The following is a 20866-nucleotide window of genomic DNA, read 5'->3' as shown; positions in this document are numbered from 1 at the left end:
GCCAGCGGCACACCAAATTTGGTCTAACGTCCGATATCGATCGTGAGGGCGCGGTCGAGGTGGTCGGCGGCCACCAGGCGACCCCGGCGCAGTGACAACACCCATACGCTGCCCTTGCGATTGCGGGCGGGCGGCAAACCCACGCCGTCGCGGGCAGCCCAGCGGTCGAGCAGATCCGGAATCACCTTGCCCTGGCTGCAGATGACCGGAACGCTGTCCTCGGAAACCAGTTCCACTGCCCGCCGCAGCGCCGCATCGGGCGCCTGTGCGTACCCGGCCTCGGAGAACAACGGCTCCCGGACGATATCGACGCCCAGTTTCTCGGCCAGCGGGGCCACGGTCTGCACGCAGCGCAGCGGTGGGGCCGAGTGGATTTCGTCGGCGCCGAAGGCGAGCAGATTCGGCACCAGCGCCGCGGCCTGGGCGCGCCCCGCCTTCTCGAGCGGCCGCTCGTCGTCCGGGCCGGAGAAGCGCTCCTTGCGCCCGGCCTTGGCGTGCCGCACCACCAGCAGGGTGGCGGTATCGGCCGGTAACCGCAGGAAGCTGCGCACGACGGTGCGATCCATCGGATAGGACAGCTGATCCATCAGACCGTCGATGCGCTGCCACTGCAGCTCGTCCACCTCGGAATTGGCCGAGAACGCCCCGTCGACCACCTCGGCCGCCCAGTAGTACACCCGCTTGAGCTTGCGATGCCCCGGGATCGGGTAGGTCACATGCCCCAGATAGCGGCCCAGCCGACACTGGAGACCGGTCTCCTCGGCCACCTCGCGCACGGCGGTGACCATCGGCGTCTCACCGGGATCCAGCTTGCCCTTGGGCAGTGACCAGTCGTTGTACTTGGGCCGGTGCACGACGGCGATCTCCAGCCCGCCCGAGCGGTCGTGACGCCACAGCACGGCGCCGGCGGCGAGGATATTGGGTGTCACGCGGGGATCGTTGATCCCGTTGCCGTTCTCAGCGGTCGCGGTGCCCTCGGTCATATCGGTGCGCGCGCCGCTCACCGGCGATCCGGACGACGCAGCCGCATCAGGTGCTCCTGGTGGTCGCGCACCTGCTCACCCGCCACCGAGGTATCCGGCCGTGCCAGCCAACTGCTGTCGGATTGCAGCACCCAGCAGCGGGTGTCGGGATGCAGCGCGGAATCGAAGACCTCGCCCAGCTGCTTGGCCAGGCGCGGATCCTTCACCTGCGCCATGACCTCCACGCGCCGGTCCAGATTGCGGTGCATCATATCGGCGCTGCCGATCCAGTACTCGTTCTGCGCCTGGAAGTGCAGCACCCGGGAGTGCTCCAGGTACCGGCCGAGAATCGAACGCACCTCGATGTTCTCGCTCATCCCGGGCACGCCGGGGCGCAGGCCGCAGATGCCGCGCACCACGATCTGCACCGGCACCCCCGCCTGGGAGGCGCGGTAGAGGGCGTCGATCACCTGCTCGTCGACGATGGCGTTGGCCTTCAGCCGGATTCGCGCCTGCTCACCCTGCTCGGCGAGTTCGATCTCGCGTTCGATGCGCTCGATGATCCCGGCGCGCACCCCGATCGGAGCCACCAGCAGATTGCGGTAGTTGGCCTTGCGCGAGTAACCGGTCAGCGAATTGAACAGATCGGTGAGGTCCGCACCGATCTCCGGTGCGGCCGTGAGCAATCCGACGTCCTCGTAGAGGCGCGCGGTCTTGGGGTTGTAGTTGCCGGTGCCGATATGGCAGTAGCGGCGGATGGTCGCGCCCTCGCGGCGCACCACCAGGCAGGTCTTGCAGTGCGTCTTGAGGCCGATGAGGCCGTAGACCACGTGCACACCCGCCTGCTCCAGGGCACGGGCCCACTTGATGTTGGCCTGCTCGTCGAAGCGGGCCTTGATCTCCACCAGCGCCACCACCTGCTTACCGGCCTCGGCGGCGTCGATGAGGGCGTTGACGATGGGGGAGTCACCGGAGGTGCGGTACAGGGTCTGCTTGATGGCCAGCACCTGCGGATCGGCGGCGGCCTGCTCGATGAAGCGCTGCACGCTGGTGGAGAAGGAGTCGTAGGGGTGGTGCACGAGTACGTCGCCCTCGCGCAGGGCGGCGAAAACGTTTCGCGGAGTTTCCCGTTCACCGAAGGCCGGGGGCGTGGCGGGCACGTAGGGCGCGTCCTTGAGGTGCGGGCGGTCCACCCCGTACACCTGCCACAGGCAGGACAGGTCGAGCAGGCCGGGCACCTGGATGACATCGCCGGGATCGACGTCGAGCTCGCGCAGCAGCAGATCGAGCATGTGCTCGGTCATATCGTCGGAGACCTCCAGCCGCACCGGGGATCCGAAGCGGCGGCGGGCGAGTTCGCGTTCCAGGGCCTGCAGCAGGTCCTCGTCGCGGTCCTCGTCCACCTCGAAGTCGGCGTTGCGGGTGATGCGGAACGAATGGTGTTCCACCACTTCCATTCCCGGGAACAGCAGCGGCAGGTGCGCCGCGATCAGCTCCTCCATGGGCAGGAAGGCCGCCATGGCGGATCCACTGGGGGAGTTGGCGTCCCGCGCCGGGTTGGAGCGGCGCACCCGCACGAAGCGGTCCACATTGTCCGGCACCTTCACCCGGGCGAAGTGCTCGCCGCCGGTCTCCGAATCCTTCACCGTCACGGCCAGATTGAGACTGAGGCCGGAGATGTAGGGGAAGGGGTGGGCCGGATCCACCGCGAGCGGGGTGAGGACCGGGAAGACCTGGTCGGTGAAGTAGCCGGAGAGGCGTTGACGCTCGGCGTCGTCGAGGTCGGCCCAGCCGATGATGGCGATGCCCTCCTCGATCAGGGAGGGCAGCACCGAATCGAGGAAGACGCGGGCGTGCCGGTCGGCGAGTTCCTGGGCGCGGGCGGCGATCAGATCGAGCTGTTCGGTGGGGGACAGGCCGTCGGCGGAGCGGACCGAGAGACCGGTCTCGGCGCGGCGCTTCAGCCCGGCCACGCGAACCATGTAGAACTCGTCGAGATTCGAGGCGAAGATGGCGAGGAATTTGGCGCGCTCGAGCAGCGGCTGCGAGTGGTCCTCGGCCAGGGCCAGCACGCGGGCGTTGAAATCCAGCCAGCTCAGTTCCCGATTGAGGTAGCGATTCTGCGGCAACTTCGACTGGGTGGGCGGTGGGGTCGCCGCGGGCGGGGCCGCGGGTAGCTGCGGCGGTTGCTTGACGGTGTCCGTATCGCTCACACTCACGATCATTCCCTATCTGCCGAGGGGCTCGCCTGTCCGACACCGCCCATTGCAGCGCAGATCACGCCGGTCGTCGCACCGGCGGACCCGTGCGGTCCACTGAATGTTTGCCATCTCTCCGTCGCGACACACCGAGTTCACTCAGCAGGGCGCGGGTGTTCACGCCCACGCCGAGTGTCATCGCTCGGCCCAGATCGTCGGCGGTGTCCACGTCCTGCCGCAACCCGGGCCAGTCACCGAGCAACTCCACCGCACCGGCGGCGATGTGGCGGCGGGCCGAGTCGGTGCCGAAAAGCGGCGCGAGGGGGGCGGATCCGTCGCGAACCAGCAGGGCGACGGTGCCGGTCCCGGCGTGGTCGGCCACCACCGCGCGCCGGTTCTCGGGTGCGGCGGTGAGCATCCCGGACAGTTCGACCGGCCGCAGGGCGGGCAGATCCGCTTGCAGCGCGAGCAGTTCCACCGGGCCGTGGTGGCGGCGCACCGCCTCGGCGGCGGCGGACAGGGCCGCGTTCAATCCGCTATGGCTATCGGCCCGCGACTGTGATCGCATCGCTTCCGGGTGGACGTACGCGCCCAGCCCACGCACCAGATCGGCCACCCGCGGATCGGGCGTCACCACCGTGACCGAGCCGATTTCCGGCGTCGCGGTGGCCGCGTCCACGGTGTCGGCGAGCATGGCCAGCACCAACCGGGGCCGGTCGCGTGGATGCAGCCGGTCGGCGAGTCGGCTCTTGGCGAGCGCGAGACTCTTCACCGCGATGACGGCGTGCACGGACGAGCGCATGCCCGAATCCTCCCACTCGATGGTTACCCGGCGCGCGGCGGTGGCAGTAAACGCCGCGTGAACGCCCGTCCGCGACCACCGCTCTGAAATGCCAAGCGGTCGAGCACGCGGGAATGTTCCCGGGTGTGGCAGTGCGGCCCGGCCGGGCGCGACGGGTGCATATATTGGTCTGATGACGAGGGCAGCGGTGCTGGGAGCGGGGTCGTGGGGGACCGCGTTCGCGAAGGTGTTGGCGGAGGCGGGAACCGAGGTCACCATGTGGGCCCGGCGACCGGAGGTGGCGAAGGCGATCGCCGGTGAACATCGCAACCCCTGGTATCTGCCCGATGTGGAGTTGCCGCCCATCGCCGCCACCGACGACCACCGAATCGCCCTGGACGGCGCGGACATCGTGGTGCTGGCGGTGCCGTCGCAGTCGCTGCGGGCCAATCTCGCGGCGTGGAAGGCCGATATTCCGGCCGACGCCACGCTGCTGAGCCTGGCCAAGGGCATCGAGACCGGCACGCTGCTGCGCATGAGCCAGGTGATCGCCGAGGTGAGCGGCGCCGACCCGAGCCGGGTGGCGGTGCTGTCCGGGCCGAACCTGGCCAAGGAGATCGCCGCCCGCCAACCCGCCGCCACCGTGGTCGCGTGCAGCGACGCCGCGCGCGCCGAGGCGGTGCAGCGGGCCTGCGCCACCGGCTACTTCCGGCCCTACACCAATACCGATGTGGTGGGCTGCGAGATCGGCGGTGCGTGCAAGAACGTCATCGCCCTGGCCTGCGGTATCGCCTCCGGCATGGGGTTGGGTGACAACTCGATCGCCAGCCTGATCACCCGCGGGCTCGCCGAGATCATCCGGCTCGGCGTCGCCCTCGGCGCGGAACCGGTGACCCTCGCCGGTCTGGCCGGAGTCGGCGACCTGGTCGCCACCTGCACCTCCCCGCTGTCACGCAACCGCTCCTTCGGTCATGTGCTCGGCTCCGGCGGCACCATGGAGACCGCCCAGGAGGCCACCCACGGCCAGGTCGCCGAGGGCGTGAAGTCCTGCACCTCGGTCCGCGCGCTGGCGGAGCGGACCGGCGTGGAGATGCCGCTCACCGATGCCGTGCACCGCGTCTGCCACGAAGGGCTGTCGGCCGCCGAGGCGGTGGGGCAGCTGCTGGGGCGGCGGCTCAAGTCGGAGTGACGCCGCTGTCGTCCGGTTCGAGAGCGGGGCGAGTCACCCGTGTAACCGAAGCGTCATCGGTGACCGGGTACGGTTCCGGGCATGACCAACAGGATCCGGGTGGCGGTGGTATTCGGCGGGCGGAGCAATGAGCACGGCGTATCGTGCGTATCGGCCCGCACCGTGCTGGGCAGCCTCGATCCCGAACGGTACGAGCCGGTTCCGATCGGGATCACGCGCGAGGGCACCTGGGTGCTGGGCGGTCGGGATCCGCGGGAGCTGAGCGGCAAGGCCCGGGAACTAGCGGTCGAGGCGTCCGCGGGGACCGCGCTCACGCTGGCCGTCGACCCCAGCCGGTCCGGGCATCTGGTGCCGGTCGGCGGGGGTGAGGTGCTGGGCAGTGTGGACGTGGTGTTCCCGGTGCTGCACGGCGCCTGGGGTGAGGACGGCACGCTGCAGGGACTGTTGGAACTGGCCGGGGTCCCGTACGTGGGCCCGGGCGTGTTGGCCAGCGCGGCCGGTATGGACAAGGAGTTCACCAAGAAACTCCTTGCCGCCGAAGGACTTCCCATCGGCACCCAGGTGGTGCTGCGACCCGGTGCGCCCACCCTGAGCGAGGCCGACCAGCGGCGGCTCGGCCTGCCGGTCTTCGTCAAGCCCGCACGCGGCGGCTCCTCCATCGGCATCACCAAGGTGGTCTCCTGGGACGATCTCGACGCCGCCATCGCCACCGCCCGCGAACACGATCCGAAGGTGATCGTGGAGGCGGCGATCGTGGGGCGTGAAGTCGAGTGCGGCGTACTGGAATTCCCGGACGGCCGGGTGGAAGCCAGTGTGGTGGCGGAGATCCGGATGCCGGAGACCGACCCCGCCGCCGAGGGGCCCGGATTCTACGACTTCGACACCAAATACATCGACGACGTCTGCGAATTCGATGTTCCGGCCAAACTCGACGACGATGTGGCGACGCAGGTCCGCGAGATGGCGGTCGAGGCGTTCCGGGCGCTGGACTGCCAGGGTCTGGCCCGCGTCGACTTCTTCGTCACCGCGGACGGTCCGGTCATCAACGAGATCAACACCATGCCCGGGTTCACCGCCATCTCCATGTATCCGCGCATGTGGGAGGCCAGCGGCATCGACAATTCGACCCTGGTGAGCACGCTCATCGAGACCGCGCTGGCGCGGGGTACCGGGCTGCGCTGACGGCCCGAGCGGCGTGGTGCCGCTTCGGTTCGGCGCGATTCGTCCCCTGAATCGCGCCGGGCCACACGGGTATCGTCGACATGGTGATCGTCGCGATGACCCTTCCCGGCTTGGCCCTGCTGCTCATCGCGGTGGCCTTCGCCGATGTGGCCTACCGCAGGACCACCGGACGAACCGCGCTGCCGTGGATGCGCGGTGACGAGCAGCGCACCGCGAGCGCCATCGGCTTCGAACAGCTCGACACCGTGTTCTCCTCCGGCAAGCGCGTCGAATTCGAACAGCGGCAGTCGGTGCTCATGCACCGCGAGAATCCCGGCGACGGCGCTCCCGGCGGTTTCGACATCGACCTCCGCTCCGGGACCGCCCGCCTCGCCAAGTCCTGAGCGGGTCTAGTTCGGCAACTCGCCCGGGTCGAGCGGCTGTGCCGGGATCGTTGCGGTGATCGCGTCCGAGATCTCCTGCAACGGAGTCGGGCCCGCGCTGTCGGGCATGGTGACCGCGATATACGTGCCCCGGTCGACCGCGATCCACGTCCCCGACGTCACCCCGCTGGTCTCGTCCCGCACCGCGAACCAGTTCACCCCGTTGACAACCTGCAACGGCGACGCCCGATGGAACTCCAACGGCCGATCCAGCCCGCAGCGCAGCACGATCGGCTCCCCGCCCTCGGGCAGCTGCCACGCCTTGGTGGCGGGCGGTGCGGGCTCGACCAGTTCCGAGGTGGTGTAGTCGCCGAGTTCGCCGGGCAATGCGGGCAGCAGCGCCGTGCACGCCGGGCCGTCGGCACCGGGCGCGGGCACCGAACCGAGCGCCAGGGGCTCCCGGGTCACGTTCTGCCGCGCCACCACCGCCATCACGATCACGCCCACCAGCAGTGCGATGGGCAGCGCGACGGCCGTGGCGATGAGCGCGGGTGAACGTCCCGCGGTCGCGTCGTCGGATTCGCTGACGGTGATTCGGGTCGAGACCGCGCCGGATTCGGACGCGCCCGTGTCGTCGGCTTGCTCGCCTCGCGCCGGGGTGGCGGTGGCGGCCGTCGCCTCGCCTCGGGCAGCGGTGTCGCCGCCGGGCGTCTCGGTGTTCGGGGCCTGCATATCCGGTGTGCCGGGGGCGTCCGAGGAACCGGGCGTCCCGGACGCGGTCGTCGATGGCTCGTCCGCTTCCGGCTTACCGGGATCGCCGGATTCCGCTGGCTGCCCGGTGGACGTGGGTTCCGTCTCGTTCCCGTGCGTGTCCTTGCTCATCCGGTCCGACATCCTCGATCTGCTCGGCCGGGCGGTGGCGTCCGGCTGGTGGTCTGCGAGTGCAGGGACGAGGGTACCGTCGGTTGGTCCACCGTTCGCAGCGCACTCGGCCGTAAGGAGACCGCCATCACCGGCAGGAGCAATCGAGATGTCGGCGGGCCTGCCGGGCCTGGAAGCGGAGCGGAGCGCGCCACACCGGTGACGGTGGCCGAGTTCGGGGAGTTCGCGTTGATCGCGGCGGTGAACGCCGGGCGGGAGCAGGCTCCGGGTGTGCTGCTGGGGCCGGGTGACGATGCCGCCGTGGTGGCCGCACCGACCGGCAGGTTCGTGGTGACCACCGACATGCTGGTGCAGGATCGGCACTTCCGTTTGGACTGGTCGAGCGCATACGAGATCGGGCGCAAGGCGATCGCCCAGAATGCCGCCGATGTGGTGGCCATGGGTGCGGCACCGAGCGCGTTCGTGGTGGCGCTGGGCTGTCCGGGCGGCACCCGGGTGGATTTCGTGCGTGAACTCGCCGACGGCATGTGGGCGGAGGTCGCACGTTCCGGCGGTTCCATCGCCGGGGGCGATATGGTCCGCAGCGCCCAACTGGTGATCTCGGTGACCGCCTTCGGCGATCCGCGCCGTGCCCCGATCCTGCGGTCGACCGCCCGTCCCGGCGATGTGGTGGCGGTGGCCGGGCGGCTGGGCTGGTCGGCGGCGGGGCTGGCGGTGCTGAGTGCCGGTATCGACCCGGAGCCCTTCGCGAATGTGGTTGCCGCCCATCGCGTTCCGCATCCGCCCTACGGTGCGGTACTGGAGCTGCCCGCTGCCGCGCCGGTCTCGGCGCTCACCGACGTCTCCGACGGACTGCTCGCCGATCTCGGGCATATCGCCCAATCTTCCAGTGTCGCCATCGATCTCGATGCCGCCGTGCTGCGCGATCCGGCCCTCGATCCGGTGTCCACCGCCCTGGACACCGATCCGCTCGACTGGATCCTCACCGGCGGCGAGGATCACGCCTTCGCGGCCACCTTCCGCGATCCCGAGGGGATTCCCGCAGGTTGGAGCGTTATCGGCCGCGTCGGCGCGGGTGCGGGCGTGACCGTCGACGGCACGTCTCGGCCCGGACCCGCCGGGTGGGAGTCGTTCGCTTCGGGTGGGTGAGGTTTCGCCGTGAATTCGCGCGCCGTATGTTATCCGGACATGGGTGCCAAACCACTGTCGGAGGTCGTCGATTCGGGCTGGGCCGAGGCCCTCGAGCCGGTCGCCGACCGCATCGCCGCCATGGGCGAATTCCTGCGTGCCGAACTCGCCGCCGGGCGCGGCTATCTGCCCAAGGGCGAGAACGTGCTACGAGCCTTCCAGCGTCCGTTCGACAAGGTGCGGGTGCTGATCGTCGGGCAGGATCCCTATCCCACGCCCGGCCATCCCATGGGCCTGAGTTTCTCGGTGGCCCCGGATGTTTCGCCGGTGCCGCGCAGCCTCGCCAATATCTTCTCCGAGTACTCCAAGGACCTCGGCCACCCGACGCCGTCCTGTGGTGATCTGTCGCCGTGGTCGGATCAGGGCGTGCTGATGCTGAACCGCGTGCTCACCGTGACGCCGGGACAGCCCGCCTCGCATCGCGGCAAGGGCTGGGAGGCGGTGACCGAGCAGGCGATTCGCGCGCTGGTGGCCCGGGACCAGCCGCTGGTGGCGATTCTGTGGGGTCGCGACGCCGCCACGCTCAAGCCCATGCTGGGGTCCACGCCGTACATCGAATCCGCCCACCCCTCACCGCTGTCCGCTTCGCGCGGTTTCTTCGGATCTCGTCCGTTCTCCCGTACGAACGAATTGCTCGGTACCCTAGGGGCCGCCCCGGTGGACTGGCGTCTGCCGTGAGGGGTGTACAACCCGCCAGAGCCTATTCAGGAGCAAATGCATGCAGAGAAAGACCGCCCGCGGTGTCGTCGCCGCCCTCGCCGTGGGTGCCGCGTTCGCAGCCGTCCCCGCCGCCCAGGCCGCGCCGCTGACGCTGGAGCCCTATACCGCCCCGGCCGCCACGCCGTCGGAGGCCACTCCGGTCGGCAGCATCTTCGACACCAACAGCGCCTCGTCGCTGTCGTCCGGAACGACCTCGACGCTCGCGTGCTTCGTGCAGTCGATCAGCCAGCAGGTGCAGTGCATCGGCGGCGCGCAGTAGCCGTCGGCGCGTCATCGAGGATTGCGTAGTCGAGGATTGCGTAGTCGAGGACTAGGAATGGTGCGGTAACGCTGCGGCGTGCCGCACCATTCGCACTTCCAGGGCCGGGCTGAAGGCTTCCACGCGGCGGCCGCCGTCGAGTGCGAAGCCGTATTTGCGGTAGAACGCCCGGGCGCGCGGATTCTCCTCGAACACCCACAGCGAGGTGTCGACATCGGGGACCAGGACGGCGCGCATCAGATCGTGGGCCAGTCCGGTGCCGTACCAGGCGGCGCGCACGTACATGGCATTGATCTCGTGCGGGGTGGGCGCGGCATCGTCGAGGGACGGGCCACCGCTGCCGAAGCCGATGACGGCGTCGTCGGCCACGGCCACCACGGTGCGGCCCGGATAGCGCAGGCGCTGCTTCTCCAACTGTTCGGCGCGCCGGTCGACGTCGAAGGCGTCGAGCACCTGCGCGGGAACCAGATTCGCGTACGCCTCACGCCAACAGGCGATATGGCATTCGGCCAGGCTGTGGACGTGCTCGGCCCCCAGCGGGAGCACCTGCCAGCGCTTCACTTCCGCCCCCTTCGTGTGCGCGACCCCACCCTACCGACGACAACGCCCCGGATCACCCTGTGACGGGTTCCGGGGCGTGGACGCGGTGGTGCTGAAAAGCGGTGGTGCTGAAAAATCAGCCGCGGACGACCTTGCCGGCCTTCAGGCAGGAGGTGCACACGTTCATGCGGCGGGTGTTGCCGGGGGCAACCTGCGCGCGCACGGTCTGGATGTTCGGGTTCCAGCGACGGTTGGTGCGCCGGTGCGAGTGCGAAACCGACTTACCGAAGCCGGGGCCCTTGGCGCAGACGTCGCAGACGGCAGCCATAGTCGCGAGCTCCTTCATGTCATGTGGGGACGCGCCGCCCAGGGCGACGTGTCCGAAAACTTAATGTCGTGGACGTGCCCGCCAGCAGGTGGCTGGCGAACGCGGGCCGATACCTGAGAGGGCAGGACCGGTGCCCCGCGTGAGGCAACCCTGCAAGAGTAACCACCCGGCGACGGCGATGTCCAATTGCCCCCCGGATCGTCCGCTACAGCGGGGTCACCGTGAACGGGACCTCACCGGATTGTCCGAGATGGGGTTGATCGACGGTCACCCAGCCGACGATCTCACCGTAGCCCGGGGAGAAGATGGCCGATTTGCCGTCGTTCATCCAGAAGCCGGGGCCGTGCGGGGTGATGGATTTGGTTCCGGTCTGCCCGGTGGTCTCATTGCGCCAGTGCAGGGTGACGGTGAGCTGGCAGGAGCCGACGCCGTACAGATCGGCCGCCACGGTGAAGGCGGCCGAACCGGGGTAGGCGTCACCCTTCACCGAAGAATCGACGACGGCGACGCATGGGCCGTTGGTGAGGGAGTAGAGCGTATTGAAGGGCCCGCCGGGCGCGGCGGCCGCCGGGGCCGCCAGAGCGACGGCGGTGGCGGTGGTCGCGGTGGCCACGGCCGAGCAGAGCAGTGCTGATCGATTCGAGCGCATGATCGCCTCCGAGCGACTGACCTTGGTGATATGACCCACATCGCACGATAGCCCCCGGCCGCTACTCGGACCGGCGATCGACGAGGGTGCCGACATCGGGTGGCGGCGAGTTGTCGGAGTGGGCGACTAGGCTGGCGGCCGGGGGTTTCGCAGGCGATGGCGTGGTGGAAGGACGGTGACGGTGCCCGGGGAAGGGGACGTGTTCGACGGTGCCGCGCTCACGCGCTGGGGGCAGCGCTGCCTCGAAGGACTCGAACGGCATCGTGACGAGATCAATGCGCTGAATGTCTTCCCGGTGGCCGACGCCGATACCGGGAACAATCTGCTGACCACCATGCGGGCCGCGGTGCGGGCGGCGGAGGCGGAGACCGGGTGCGGACAGCCGACGACCGGAGTGGTTCCCGCCGCCGGGCCGAGCGCCCATACGGTCGCCGTCGTCATGGCACGGGCGGCGACGGTCGGGGCGCGGGGGAATTCCGGCATTATTCTTTCCCAGGTGCTACGCGGTATGGCCGAGGGCGTGACCGCGGGGCCGCTCACCGCCGGATCGCTGCGGCATGCGCTGCGCCGCGCCGCCGTGCTGGTGCGCGAGGCATTGAGCTCTCCGGTCGAGGGCACGATGCTGACCATCCTCGACCGCGCCGCCGAACACGCCGCCGACTGTGCCGACGAATCGCTGTCCGCGGTGGCACTGGCCGCCGCGGACGGCGCTGCCAAGGCGCTCGGCGAGACCCCCACGCTGCTGGGCGTCTTACGCGAAGCGGGCGTGGTGGACGCGGGCGCGCGGGGGTTGCTGGTGCTGCTGGACGAACTCGTCGCGGCCACCGGTGGGCGTATGCCGGCCCGTCCGGCGTACGTCCGCCGCACACCGGCCGCCGGACGCGGTGACCACACCGGCCGGGGCGATGACGACGTACGCGCCGAATCGGGCGGGCGCGGCGGAATGTCGACGGCCGGGGTACCCGCGCCGCAGTACGAGGTCATGTACCTGCTGACGCGGACCGACGAGCGGCGGGCGGGGCGGTTGCGGGAAGTGCTTGCCGGATTGGGGGATTCGGTGGTCGTGGTGGGGGATGGGGACGGGGCGTGGTCGGCGCACGTGCACTGTGCCGATGCGGGGGCAGCGGTGGAGGCCGGGCTGGCGGCGGGGGCGCTGAGCCGGATCCGGATCGAGACGCTGGCGGTGTCGGCGCATGCGTCGGCGGGGCCCGCGGATCGCGGCATCCTGGCCGTGACTTCGGGTTCGGGTGCGGTGCGGCTGTTCGAGGACGCGGGGGCGACGGTATTGGAGGGGGAGGTCACCGCGGAGGAGCTGCTGGCCGCGATTCGCGCGCTCCCGCACCGTGAGGTGCTGGTGCTGCCCAACGGCGCGCTGCCCGCGCACGAACTGGTCGCGGTGAGTGTGGCCGCCCGCGACGGCAATCGGGATGTGCTCATGCTGCCGTGCGCGTCCACCGTGCAGGGGCTGGCGGCGCTGGCCATGCACGATGCGGGCCGCTCCGCCGCCGACGATGTCTTCGCCATGTCCGAGGCGGCCGCCGGAACCCGCTGGGGCGCACTGCGGGTGGCCGCCGAGCGCGCCCTCACCATCGTCGGCACCTGCGAAGCCGGGGACGGGCTGGGGCTGGTCGGCCACGATGTGGTGGTGATCGATCCGGATGTGCGCACCGCCGCGCGCACCCTGCTGGACCGCATGCTCGGTCTCGGTGGGGAATTGGTCACCATACTGCTCGGCGCGTCGACGCCCGCCGGGCTGGCGGAGGAATTGACCGAGCACATCACGGCCGGATTCCCGGGCGTGGAGGTGGTGGTGTACCCCGGCGGTCAGGCCGGGGATCTGGTGCAGATCGGGGTGGAATAGATGGCGACACTGGCCGACCGGCTCGACCACGTGCTGGGCGTGAAAGCCGCCGAGCCGTTGGCGGACGCGTTCGATATGCACACCGTCGAGGATCTGTTGCGCCACTATCCGCTGCGCTACGCCACCCAGGGCCAGCCGCTCACCGAGGAGGCGCCGGAGGAGGGCGCGCACATCACCGTGATGGGCCGCGTCACCAAAACCGAACTGCGGCCGATGAAGAACCGCCGCGGCAGTCTGCTCAAGGTGGCACTGGACGTGGGTGGCGCGCGCCCGGTGGACATCACCTTCTTCAATGGCGACAAGGTGCGGTACCTGGTCAAGGACGGCGTCAAGGCCATGATGTCGGGCACCGTGCACTGGTGGCGGCCCGACCGCTGGAACCTCTCCCACCCCGACTACCTCATCCTGCCGGACAAGGGCGACGGCACCGTGGAGAGTCTGACCTCGGTGCGCGGCGGCGGTGCGCTGCGCGGTCTGGCGCAGACCGCCAAAGGTAAAGGGGGCATGGATGTCTCGTTCTTCGAACGCGAGTTCATCCCGGTCTACCCCGCCACCGCCAAGGTGCAGAGTTGGGACCTGCTGCGCTGTATCCGCCAGGTGCTCGACCAGCTGGACCCGATCGACGACCCGCTGCCGGAGGAACTGCGCACCGAGCACGCCCTGATCGCGGTGTCGGACGCGCTGCGCCTCATTCATCTGCCCGAGCACAAATCCGATATCGAACAGGCGAGGGGCCGTTTGCGTTTCGACGAGGCGCTGGCGCTGCAACTCGTGCTGGCACAGCGCCGCCACGATGTCGAGGGCCGTACCGCCCGCGCCTGCCCGCCCCGCACCGACGGTATCGCCGCCGCCTTCGACAAGCAGCTGCCCTTCGAGCTGACCGAGGGGCAGCGCGCCGTCATCGGGGAGATCTCCGACGACCTGTCGCGCACCCACCCCATGCACCGGCTGCTCCAGGGCGAGGTCGGCTCGGGCAAGACCATCGTGGCCCTGGAGGCCATGCTCCAGGTGGTGGACAACGGCCGCCAGTGCGCCATGCTCGCGCCGACCGAAGTGCTTGCCGCCCAGCATTATCGGTCGCTGCGGAAGATGCTCGGCGAACTCGGCACCGCCGGTGAACTGGGTGCGGCCGACCAGGCCACCAAGATCGTGCTGGTGACCGGCTCCATGTCCACCAAGGAGAAGAAGGCGGCCCTGCTCGACGCCATGACCGGTGAGGCCGGCATCGTGATCGGCACGCACGCGCTCATCCAGGACACTGTGGAGTTCCACGATCTGGGCATGGTGGTGGTCGACGAACAGCACCGCTTCGGCGTCGAGCAGCGGGATGCGCTGCGCGCCAAGGCCAAGGACGGTGTGAGCCCGCATCTGCTGGTCATGACCGCCACTCCGATTCCGCGCACCATCGCCATGACCACCCTCGGCGACCTGGAGACCTCCACCCTCACTCAGCTGCCGCGCGGCCGCTCGCCCATCACCACCAAAGTCGTTCCCGCCAAGGTGAAACCGTCCTGGGTGGATCGCGCGTGGGAGCGCATCCACGAGGAGGTACGGGCGGGCCGCCAGGCGTACGTGGTGTGTTCGCGCATCGGCGGCGACGAGGAGGAGAACGGCAAGAAGAAGGGTAAGGCCGCGGCCGAGAAGGAGGGGCCGACCACGCACGCGGTGGTGGATGTCTACGACATGCTTCGCGGTGGCCCCCTCGCGGATCTGCGTGTCGGCCTGCTGCACGGCCGCCTGCCCGCCGATGAGAAGGACAGCGTCATGCGGGCCTTCAACGACGCGCAGATCGACGTGCTGGTGTGCACGACGGTCGTCGAGGTCGGCGTGGACGTCCCGAACGCCACCATCATGGCCATTGTCGACGCCGACCGCTTCGGGGTGAGCCAGCTGCATCAGCTGCGCGGGCGCGTCGGGCGCGGCCGGCACGCCGGTCTGTGTCTGCTCATCACCGAGACCAATCCGGTCGGCTCGGCCATGGCCCGGTTGGAGGCGGTCGCCGCCACCACCGACGGTTTCGAACTGGCCGTACTGGATCTGCGGCAGCGGCGGGAGGGTGATGTGCTCGGTTCGGCCCAGTCCGGCACGGCGCGTTCGCTGCGGCTGTTGTCGCTACTGGACGATCTCGAAGTCATCACCGCCGCACAGCAATTGGCGCGTGAGGTGGTCGAGTCGGATCCGGGGCTGAGCCGACATCCGGGGTTGGCGGGCATGATGCACGCCGCCGTGGACGCCGAGCGGCTGGAGTATCTGGCCAAATCCTGAGGCCGCGCGCGGGGAGTGGAGGAGACAGCGTGGTAGCCATCGACGTCGATCGGACGTGGAAGTCACCGGAGCGTCGGCCGTTCCGGCAGCGGGTGGCCTGGCAGGGGTTGGGCGGGGTGCCGCCCACCGCCCTGGTGCTGGCCGGGATCGTGAGCGTGCAGATCGGCGCGGCCTTCGCCAAGCAGCTGTTCGCCTCCACCGGTCCCGCGGGCGCGGTCAGCCTGCGCCTGGGGTTCGCCGGAATCGTGCTGCTGGTGCTGTGGCGTTCGGCGCTGCGGATCGAGCGCCGCGCGATTCCGGTGGTGCTGGCGTACGGGGGCGTGCTCGCCCTGATGAATCTGTGCTTCTACGAGGCCATCGACCGGATTCCGCTCGGCATGGCGGTGACGCTGGAGTTCCTGGGGCCGCTGGCGATCGCGCTGGCCGGATCGCGGCGCTGGATCGACCCGGTGTGGGCGCTGCTCGCCGGTGGCGGCGTCTTCCTGCTCACCCGGTCCGACGGTGCGGTGGTGTGGTCGGGGGTGCTGCTGGCGCTGGCGGCGGGGGCGTGCTGGGCGGGCTACATCCTGCTGTCGGCCAAACTCGGCGAACGTACCAGCGGCGGTGGCGGTTTGGCGCTCGCCATGGCCTTCGGCGGGATCGTCATGGCCCCGGTCGGCATTCTGGACGCGGGGGCGGCGCTGTTGCAGCCCGCCGTGCTCGCGGCGGGTTTCGCGGTGGCGATGCTGTCGTCGGTGGTGCCGTATTCGGTGGAGTTGGAGGCGTTGCGCAAGATTCCGGCGCGAGTGTTCGGAGTGCTCATGAGCCTCGAACCAGCGGTGGCGGCGCTGGCGGGTCTGCTGGTGTTGGGGCAGGTGCTGAATTTCGGGCAGTGGGCGGGGGTGGTCTGTGTGGTGGCCGCCTCGGCGGGGGCTACGCGAACGGCTGCCGAACCCGAGGTCTGAGTGCTGGCTCCCGGTGCGTCCGGGAGCGGTACGGCTCGCATCAATCCGACGATATTGATTGATCAGACAATATTGGTCTGACCACTTGACCTCTGACCAATTATCGTCGTAGCGTCGTGGGCATGGCGTTGCAGCGCATCGATCGCAGAACCGTTCCCGACGAGGTCTTCGAACAGCTCGTCGACACCGTGCTCGACGGCGAGCTCGCACCGGGGGAGACGCTGCCCGCCGAGCGGCAGCTCGCCGAGGCGCTCGGCGTCTCCCGGCCCACCGTGCGGGAGGCGTTGCAGCGGCTCGCGCACACCGGACTCGTCGAGGTGCGGCAGGGCGGTGGTACCACGGTGCGCGACTTCCGCCGCTTCGGCGGCCTGGATATGCTGCCGCGCTTGCTTTTCCGACGCGGTGAACTCGACCATGCGGTATTGCGCAGCATTCTGGAGGCGCGCGCCGCCCTGGGCCGCGAAGTGGCCGGGCTGGCGGCCGAGCGCGGCGGCGCGGACGCGCTGCCCGCACTGCGTGCCGGTGTGGACGAGCTGGCGGCCCACCGGGATCCGGTCGCCCAGCAGCGGGCGGCGCTGGCCTTCTGGGACCACCTGGTGGATGCCGCCGACTCCATCGTCTACCGGCTGCTCTACAACAATCTGCGCGCCGTCTACGAGCCCGCCCTCGAGGCGCTCGCGGTGCTCATGGCCGCCGAGGTCACCCGCGTCGATCGCTATCGCGCCATCGCCGATGCCGTCGCGGCGCGCGACAGCGCCGCCGCTCGCACCGCCGCCACCGACCTACTGTCCACGGCGACAACGGAATTCGCCACACTTATTCGCCGTCTACAGGAGGCGCCCCATGAACCCGAACGATCCTGACCGCACCGCCCGAGCCCGGCTGGCCGCCGATGAGGCGGCGTCCGCTCGCCGCGCCAAACTCTCCCTGCCCGACGCCTTCCGGGTATTCGTGCGGCAGCCCTCGCCGTGGATCATCGCGGCCCTGTTCGTGACGGCGCTCGCGGCCCGGATCGCGGTGGGGGACTGGCGGATCACCGACGCCCTGGTGCCGGTGGTGATGCTGGCGCTGTTCCCGCTCGTCGAATGGCTCATTCACGTCTGCGTGCTGCACTGGCGACCCCGCCGGATCGGCCGTCTCACCGTCGATTCGCTGCTGGCGCGCAAACACCGGGAACACCACCGCGATCCGCGTGATATCCCGCTGATCTTCATCCCCTGGCAGACCTTCCTGTGGCTCATCCCGGCGCTGGTCACCATTGCCGCCCTGGTCTTTCCACGTCCCGGCCTGGGCCTGACCTTCCTGGTGGTGCTCGCTCTGCTCGGCCTCAACTACGAGTGGACCCACTACCTGGTGCACACCGACTACCAGCCCAGCGGCCGGCTCTACCGTGCCGTCCGCCGCAACCACCGCCTGCACCACTTCAAGAACGAGCACTACTGGTTCACGGTCACCACCTCCGGCACCGCCGATCGAATGCTGCGCACCTACCCGGATCCCGGTGCGACCCCCAATTCGCCGACCGCGAAAGCCTTGCACCAGTAGGCAGGTGCGTGTCAGCGCCGACCGTGTCCGAGCAGAGCGAGCCGGACGCGGTTGTCGGCGCCGGTTTTGGCCATCAGGTTGGTGACGTGGGTTTTGACGGTGGTGATGCCGACGTGCAACCGGTTCGCGATCTCGGTGTTCGACAGGCCCTCGGCCACCAGGTCCAGCACCTCCCGCTCGCGGGCGGTGAGATCGGCGACGGGTGCGGCGGGATCGGCTTCCGTGCGCGCCGTCAAGGCCGAATCCAGCACGCGCCGTAGCACTTCCGGTGTGAAGGGATGGTCGCCCGCGGCGGCGCGGCGGATGCCCGCCAAGAGGTCCGCCGGGGAGGCGTCCTTCACCAGGAAACCGCAGGCTCCGGCGGCGAGTGCGGGGTACAGGTGATCGTCGTCGTCGAAGGTGGTCAGCACGACCACGCGGGCGGTTGGTCGGTCGGCGAGAATGCGCGCGGTGGCGCGGATGCCGTCCATACCGGGCATGCGCAGATCCATCAGCACCACATCGGGGGTGAGCCGCGCGGCCAACCGCACGGCCTCGGCTCCGGTGGCGGCCTCGGCGACCACCTCGAGGTCGTCGGCGGTCTGGCAGAGCATCCGCAGTCCGGCGCGGACCAGCTGCTGATCGTCGACGACGAGTACCCGGACGGTCACGGCGCGACTCGCGACCGGGTGGGCAGCTGCGCGGTGACCTGCCAGCCGCCGGTGACGGAAGCCGCGGTGAACGCCCCGCCGAGCAGTTCCACGCGTTCGCGCAGGCCGATCAGGCCGACGCCGGGCGGGCCGTCGCCGGTGCGCGCCGCCGAACCCTGGTCGCGCAGTGTGAAATCCACCTTCTCATCATGGCGGACGATCGTCAGGGCGGCCCGTGCCCCGGGCCCCGCATGCCGCACGGTGTTCGCCAATCCCTCCTGGGTGAGGCGCAGCAGTGTCAGTCCGGTGAGGGCGTCCACGTCGGTGATCGCTGCGTCCACCTCCGCGTGCGTCCGAATGCCCAGCCGCCGCGCACGTTCCACGGCGGCGGCGATGGCGTCGGGCAGATCCGCGGGCGCGAGGAAGGATTCGTCATCGCCGTTCGGATCACGCAGGACGGTCACCAGCTTGCGCAGATCCGCCAGCGTTTCCCTGCCGCTGGCATGAATATCGTCGAGCACCTCGAGGACGGCGGGCGGGGCGTCGGGCAGCGCGTGGCGCGCGATGCCGACCCGCAGCACGGTGGAGGACACGTGGTGTGCGATGAGGTCGTGCAATTCCCGTGCTATGGCGGTGCGTTCCAGCGCCCGCGCGGCAGCCACCTCGGATTCGCGGCGCTGGGCCAGTTCGTGGGCTTGGCGTCGCGCGCGTGCGGCGCTGTCGCGCGCGGTGCGCAGCAGGGAGCCGATGAGCAGTGGCAGTCCGGCCATGACCGCGGCACGGTACGCGGTGGCGGCCGCGCTCTCACCCGGATGCTGCAGGTACGCACCGGCGAGTACCGCCGCGCCGAGCAGCGGCCGCCAACCCCGGTGCCGCGCGGCGAGTTCGGTGAGCGCGATGGCGGCGGCCACCTTGGCGACGACCGGGCCGGTGTGCCCGTATTCGAAGCCGAGCATGAGCACGCCGGTGGTGGTCAGCGCCGTGGCCAGCGGCCAGCGCACCCCACCGGCGGTGAGCAGCACCGAGGCAAGGGCGATGGTCCAGTCGAGCGGGTCGGTGGTTCGGGTGAGCAGCAGCAGGCACCCGGCCGCCAGCGCGGTCAGCACCAGCAGTCGGATCGGAATCGACCGGGCATCGAGCATCCACTCGATACCGCGCCGCATTCCGGTCGACTCCACCACCTTTCACATCATGCCCGCTCACACCCGCCCCGCGTCTCCTCCCGAGGGAGGAGACGGCTCCTCCCCGCGGCCGCCGGGAGGAGCCGCCGGTCGGATCCGCGGCGGGGCGCAGCGGGGCACGGTGGACGTCATGAACGATGCGACCGACACTCCGCCCACCGCAGACGACCCCTCGAAACCCAACCGCCGCAAGCTGCTCGGCCTCACCGCCTCCGGCCTGGCGGTCGGCGCGGCGGCCGGATTGGCCGGGGGAGTGGCGCTGGGGGCGGACTCCAACCCGCCCCCTGTGCCGTCGATCGGGATCCGGCGCTTCGAGAACCAGGTGGTGCTCATCACCGGCGCGACCTCCGGCATCGGCGCGGCGGCGGCCCGGCAGTTCGCCGCCGAGGGGGCGCGGGTCGCTTTCTGCGGTCGCCGGGTCGACCGCGGTCAGGCGGTGGAGCGGGAGATTCGCGCGGCGGGCGGGGAGGCCACCTATATTCGCGCCGATGTGCTCGTCGAGAACGAGGTGCGCGAATTCGTCGATACCGCCGTGCGGATCTACAACGGGCTGGACGTGGCGTTCAACAATGCGGGTATCACCATTCAGAAGAAGCTGCACGAATACAGTGCCGAGGATTTCGATCGCGTGGTCGGCACCAATCTGCGCGGAGTTTTCCTGGCGATGAAATACCAAGTGCCGCATATGCTCCGCGGCGGTGGCGGCACCATTGTGGTGACATCCTCGAGCAATGCGTTGGCCACCGATGCCGGTCGCGCCGCCTATACCGCGAGCAAGCGGGCGCTGGTCGGTCTGGTGCAGTCGGCGGCCCTGGACTACGCGGCTGCCGGAATCCGGGTGAACACCCTGGTCCCGGGCACCACGGACACCGAACTGGTCTGGCGGGCGGGTGGTCTGGAGTCGATGCCCGCCGATGCGCGGCAGGTCTTCCTGAAACAGTGGGCCAGTTCGAATGTTCCGGGCCTCGGTCGCCTCGCCACCCCGGAGGAGATCGCCACTTTCGCACTCACCCTCGCCTCACCCGAACACACCTATCTCACGGGTGCGCAACTGGTGATCGACGGCGGGAAAACGGCGCACGCCTGAATAGTGTCCGGCGTGCACAGGCAAGGCTGACCTTGCTGTTTATCGGGACGAGACCGATATAGGATCACTGACGGATCCCCCGTGGGTCAGCCCACCCACGGGCCCAACGGCACG

The 20866-nt window shown here is 69.8% G+C and carries 21 protein-coding genes; 12 read left to right on the top strand and 9 right to left on the bottom strand.

Features of this window, described 5'->3' with window-relative positions; all coding sequences use genetic code 11:
• Nucleotides 1-23: 23 nt before the first annotated feature.
• Genes ON31_RS21630 through cofC form a run of 3 tightly spaced genes read right to left on the bottom strand, consistent with a single transcriptional unit; the run spans nucleotide 24 to nucleotide 3962 of the window.
• A complete protein-coding gene (locus ON31_RS21630; RefSeq protein WP_051037591.1) occupies nucleotides 24-983 on the bottom strand; it encodes an NUDIX hydrolase in 960 nt (319 codons plus the stop codon).
• 17 nt (nucleotides 984-1000) lie between these two features.
• On the bottom strand, nucleotides 1001-3187 hold the full coding sequence (locus ON31_RS21625) for an RNA degradosome polyphosphate kinase (protein WP_039816174.1): 2187 nt from the start codon (nucleotides 3185-3187) through the stop codon (nucleotides 1001-1003).
• Between the two features lie 52 nt (nucleotides 3188-3239).
• Nucleotides 3240-3962 (bottom strand): 2-phospho-L-lactate guanylyltransferase, encoded by a 723-nt coding sequence (gene cofC, locus ON31_RS21620; protein WP_063821546.1) that lies wholly within the window; start codon nucleotides 3960-3962, stop codon nucleotides 3240-3242.
• 172 nt (nucleotides 3963-4134) lie between these two features.
• On the opposite strand from cofC, the gene ON31_RS21615 reads away from it, so the two are divergent.
• The 3 genes from ON31_RS21615 (at nucleotide 4135) to ON31_RS21605 (ending at nucleotide 6695) form a co-directional block, all read left to right on the top strand.
• Nucleotides 4135-5130, top strand: coding sequence for an NAD(P)H-dependent glycerol-3-phosphate dehydrogenase (locus tag ON31_RS21615; protein ID WP_039816172.1), 996 nt, complete (start codon nucleotides 4135-4137; stop codon nucleotides 5128-5130).
• A gap of 81 nt (nucleotides 5131-5211) precedes the next feature.
• Nucleotides 5212-6312 (top strand): D-alanine--D-alanine ligase family protein, encoded by a 1101-nt coding sequence (locus ON31_RS21610; RefSeq protein ID WP_039816170.1) that lies wholly within the window; start codon nucleotides 5212-5214, stop codon nucleotides 6310-6312.
• A gap of 95 nt (nucleotides 6313-6407) precedes the next feature.
• On the top strand, nucleotides 6408-6695 hold the full coding sequence (locus tag ON31_RS21605; protein ID WP_081592640.1) for a DUF6191 domain-containing protein: 288 nt from the start codon (nucleotides 6408-6410) through the stop codon (nucleotides 6693-6695).
• A gap of 6 nt (nucleotides 6696-6701) precedes the next feature.
• Here the strand turns inward: ON31_RS21605 and ON31_RS21600 are convergent, their stop codons facing one another.
• Nucleotides 6702-7556, bottom strand: coding sequence for a DUF3515 domain-containing protein (locus ON31_RS21600; RefSeq protein ID WP_081592624.1), 855 nt, complete (start codon nucleotides 7554-7556; stop codon nucleotides 6702-6704).
• A 204-nt stretch (nucleotides 7557-7760) separates the two neighbouring features.
• On the opposite strand from ON31_RS21600, the gene ON31_RS21595 reads away from it, so the two are divergent.
• From ON31_RS21595 to ON31_RS21585, 3 genes are read left to right on the top strand one after another with little or no spacing between them, the layout of a single operon-like run.
• Nucleotides 7761-8705 (top strand): thiamine-phosphate kinase, encoded by a 945-nt coding sequence (locus tag ON31_RS21595; protein ID WP_039816383.1) that lies wholly within the window; start codon nucleotides 7761-7763, stop codon nucleotides 8703-8705.
• A 39-nt stretch (nucleotides 8706-8744) separates the two neighbouring features.
• Nucleotides 8745-9422, top strand: coding sequence for a uracil-DNA glycosylase (locus ON31_RS21590; RefSeq protein ID WP_029930106.1), 678 nt, complete (start codon nucleotides 8745-8747; stop codon nucleotides 9420-9422).
• A 40-nt stretch (nucleotides 9423-9462) separates the two neighbouring features.
• Nucleotides 9463-9723, top strand: coding sequence for a hypothetical protein (locus ON31_RS21585; RefSeq protein WP_029930105.1), 261 nt, complete (start codon nucleotides 9463-9465; stop codon nucleotides 9721-9723).
• A 51-nt stretch (nucleotides 9724-9774) separates the two neighbouring features.
• On the opposite strand, the gene ON31_RS21580 is transcribed toward ON31_RS21585, so the two are convergent.
• The 3 genes from ON31_RS21580 to ON31_RS21570 form a co-directional block, all read right to left on the bottom strand.
• Nucleotides 9775-10284: a GNAT family N-acetyltransferase gene (locus ON31_RS21580; protein WP_051037567.1), complete on the bottom strand. Its 510-nt coding sequence runs from the start codon at nucleotides 10282-10284 to the stop codon at nucleotides 9775-9777.
• A 115-nt stretch (nucleotides 10285-10399) separates the two neighbouring features.
• Nucleotides 10400-10591: a 50S ribosomal protein L28 gene (rpmB, locus tag ON31_RS21575; protein ID WP_011210730.1), complete on the bottom strand. Its 192-nt coding sequence runs from the start codon at nucleotides 10589-10591 to the stop codon at nucleotides 10400-10402.
• A 205-nt stretch (nucleotides 10592-10796) separates the two neighbouring features.
• A complete protein-coding gene (locus ON31_RS21570; protein WP_039816378.1) occupies nucleotides 10797-11240 on the bottom strand; it encodes a hypothetical protein in 444 nt (147 codons plus the stop codon).
• A 181-nt stretch (nucleotides 11241-11421) separates the two neighbouring features.
• Between ON31_RS21570 and fakA the strand changes: the two genes are divergently transcribed.
• The 5 genes from fakA (at nucleotide 11422) to ON31_RS21545 (ending at nucleotide 17855) form a co-directional block, all read left to right on the top strand.
• Nucleotides 11422-13101: a DAK2 domain-containing protein gene (gene fakA / locus ON31_RS21565; RefSeq protein ID WP_039816376.1), complete on the top strand. Its 1680-nt coding sequence runs from the start codon at nucleotides 11422-11424 to the stop codon at nucleotides 13099-13101.
• Nucleotides 13102-15366, top strand: coding sequence for an ATP-dependent DNA helicase RecG (gene recG, locus ON31_RS21560; RefSeq protein WP_039816166.1), 2265 nt, complete (start codon nucleotides 13102-13104; stop codon nucleotides 15364-15366).
• Between the two features lie 29 nt (nucleotides 15367-15395).
• A complete protein-coding gene (locus tag ON31_RS21555) occupies nucleotides 15396-16310 on the top strand; it encodes an EamA family transporter (protein WP_029930100.1) in 915 nt (304 codons plus the stop codon).
• Between the two features lie 122 nt (nucleotides 16311-16432).
• Nucleotides 16433-17173, top strand: coding sequence for a FadR/GntR family transcriptional regulator (locus ON31_RS21550; RefSeq protein ID WP_039816164.1), 741 nt, complete (start codon nucleotides 16433-16435; stop codon nucleotides 17171-17173).
• Nucleotides 17154-17855 (top strand): sterol desaturase family protein, encoded by a 702-nt coding sequence (locus ON31_RS21545; protein WP_081592623.1) that lies wholly within the window; start codon nucleotides 17154-17156, stop codon nucleotides 17853-17855. The genes ON31_RS21550 and ON31_RS21545 overlap by 20 nt, the downstream gene beginning before the upstream one ends.
• An 11-nt stretch (nucleotides 17856-17866) precedes the next feature.
• On the opposite strand, the gene ON31_RS21540 is transcribed toward ON31_RS21545, so the two are convergent.
• Nucleotides 17867-18505 carry a response regulator gene (locus tag ON31_RS21540; protein ID WP_039816162.1) on the bottom strand — a complete coding sequence of 213 codons (639 nt, stop codon included), beginning with the start codon at nucleotides 18503-18505 and terminating at the stop codon, nucleotides 17867-17869.
• Nucleotides 18502-19665, bottom strand: coding sequence for a sensor histidine kinase (locus ON31_RS21535; protein WP_255222195.1), 1164 nt, complete (start codon nucleotides 19663-19665; stop codon nucleotides 18502-18504). Before ON31_RS21535 ends, ON31_RS21540 begins: the two co-directional genes overlap by 4 nt.
• A gap of 130 nt (nucleotides 19666-19795) precedes the next feature.
• Between ON31_RS21535 and ON31_RS21530 the strand changes: the two genes are divergently transcribed.
• Nucleotides 19796-20752, top strand: a complete 957-nt coding sequence (locus tag ON31_RS21530) for an SDR family NAD(P)-dependent oxidoreductase (protein ID WP_051037589.1) — start codon at nucleotides 19796-19798, stop codon at nucleotides 20750-20752.
• Nucleotides 20753-20866: the final 114 nt, after the last annotated feature.

The organism is Nocardia otitidiscaviarum NBRC 14405, assembly GCF_000308635.1.
Classification (GTDB): Bacteria; Actinomycetota; Actinomycetes; order Mycobacteriales; family Mycobacteriaceae; genus Nocardia; species Nocardia otitidiscaviarum.
Note: the sequence above shows the minus strand (reverse complement) of the source record. Positions and strands in the feature narration are given on the sequence as shown.

Bases quoted from the DNA above. Each gene is read 5' to 3' on its own strand.
- ON31_RS21630 (WP_051037591.1), bottom strand. From the start codon at position 983: ATGACCGAGGGCACCGCGACCGCTGAGAACGGCAACGGGATCAACGAT.
- ON31_RS21625 (WP_039816174.1), bottom strand. From the start codon at position 3,187: ATGATCGTGAGTGTGAGCGATACGGACACCGTCAAGCAACCGCCGCAG.
- cofC (WP_063821546.1), bottom strand. From the start codon at position 3,962: ATGCGCTCGTCCGTGCACGCCGTCATCGCGGTGAAGAGTCTCGCGCTC.
- ON31_RS21615 (WP_039816172.1), top strand. From the start codon at position 4,135: ATGACGAGGGCAGCGGTGCTGGGAGCGGGGTCGTGGGGGACCGCGTTC.
- ON31_RS21610 (WP_039816170.1), top strand. From the start codon at position 5,212: ATGACCAACAGGATCCGGGTGGCGGTGGTATTCGGCGGGCGGAGCAAT.
- ON31_RS21605 (WP_081592640.1), top strand. From the start codon at position 6,408: ATGACCCTTCCCGGCTTGGCCCTGCTGCTCATCGCGGTGGCCTTCGCC.
- ON31_RS21600 (WP_081592624.1), bottom strand. From the start codon at position 7,556: ATGAGCAAGGACACGCACGGGAACGAGACGGAACCCACGTCCACCGGG.
- ON31_RS21590 (WP_029930106.1), top strand. From the start codon at position 8,745: ATGGGTGCCAAACCACTGTCGGAGGTCGTCGATTCGGGCTGGGCCGAG.
- ON31_RS21585 (WP_029930105.1), top strand. From the start codon at position 9,463: ATGCAGAGAAAGACCGCCCGCGGTGTCGTCGCCGCCCTCGCCGTGGGT.
- rpmB (WP_011210730.1), bottom strand. From the start codon at position 10,591: ATGGCTGCCGTCTGCGACGTCTGCGCCAAGGGCCCCGGCTTCGGTAAG.
- ON31_RS21570 (WP_039816378.1), bottom strand. From the start codon at position 11,240: ATGCGCTCGAATCGATCAGCACTGCTCTGCTCGGCCGTGGCCACCGCG.
- recG (WP_039816166.1), top strand. From the start codon at position 13,102: ATGGCGACACTGGCCGACCGGCTCGACCACGTGCTGGGCGTGAAAGCC.
- ON31_RS21550 (WP_039816164.1), top strand. From the start codon at position 16,433: ATGGCGTTGCAGCGCATCGATCGCAGAACCGTTCCCGACGAGGTCTTC.
- ON31_RS21545 (WP_081592623.1), top strand. From the start codon at position 17,154: ATGAACCCGAACGATCCTGACCGCACCGCCCGAGCCCGGCTGGCCGCC.
- ON31_RS21530 (WP_051037589.1), top strand. From the start codon at position 19,796: ATGAACGATGCGACCGACACTCCGCCCACCGCAGACGACCCCTCGAAA.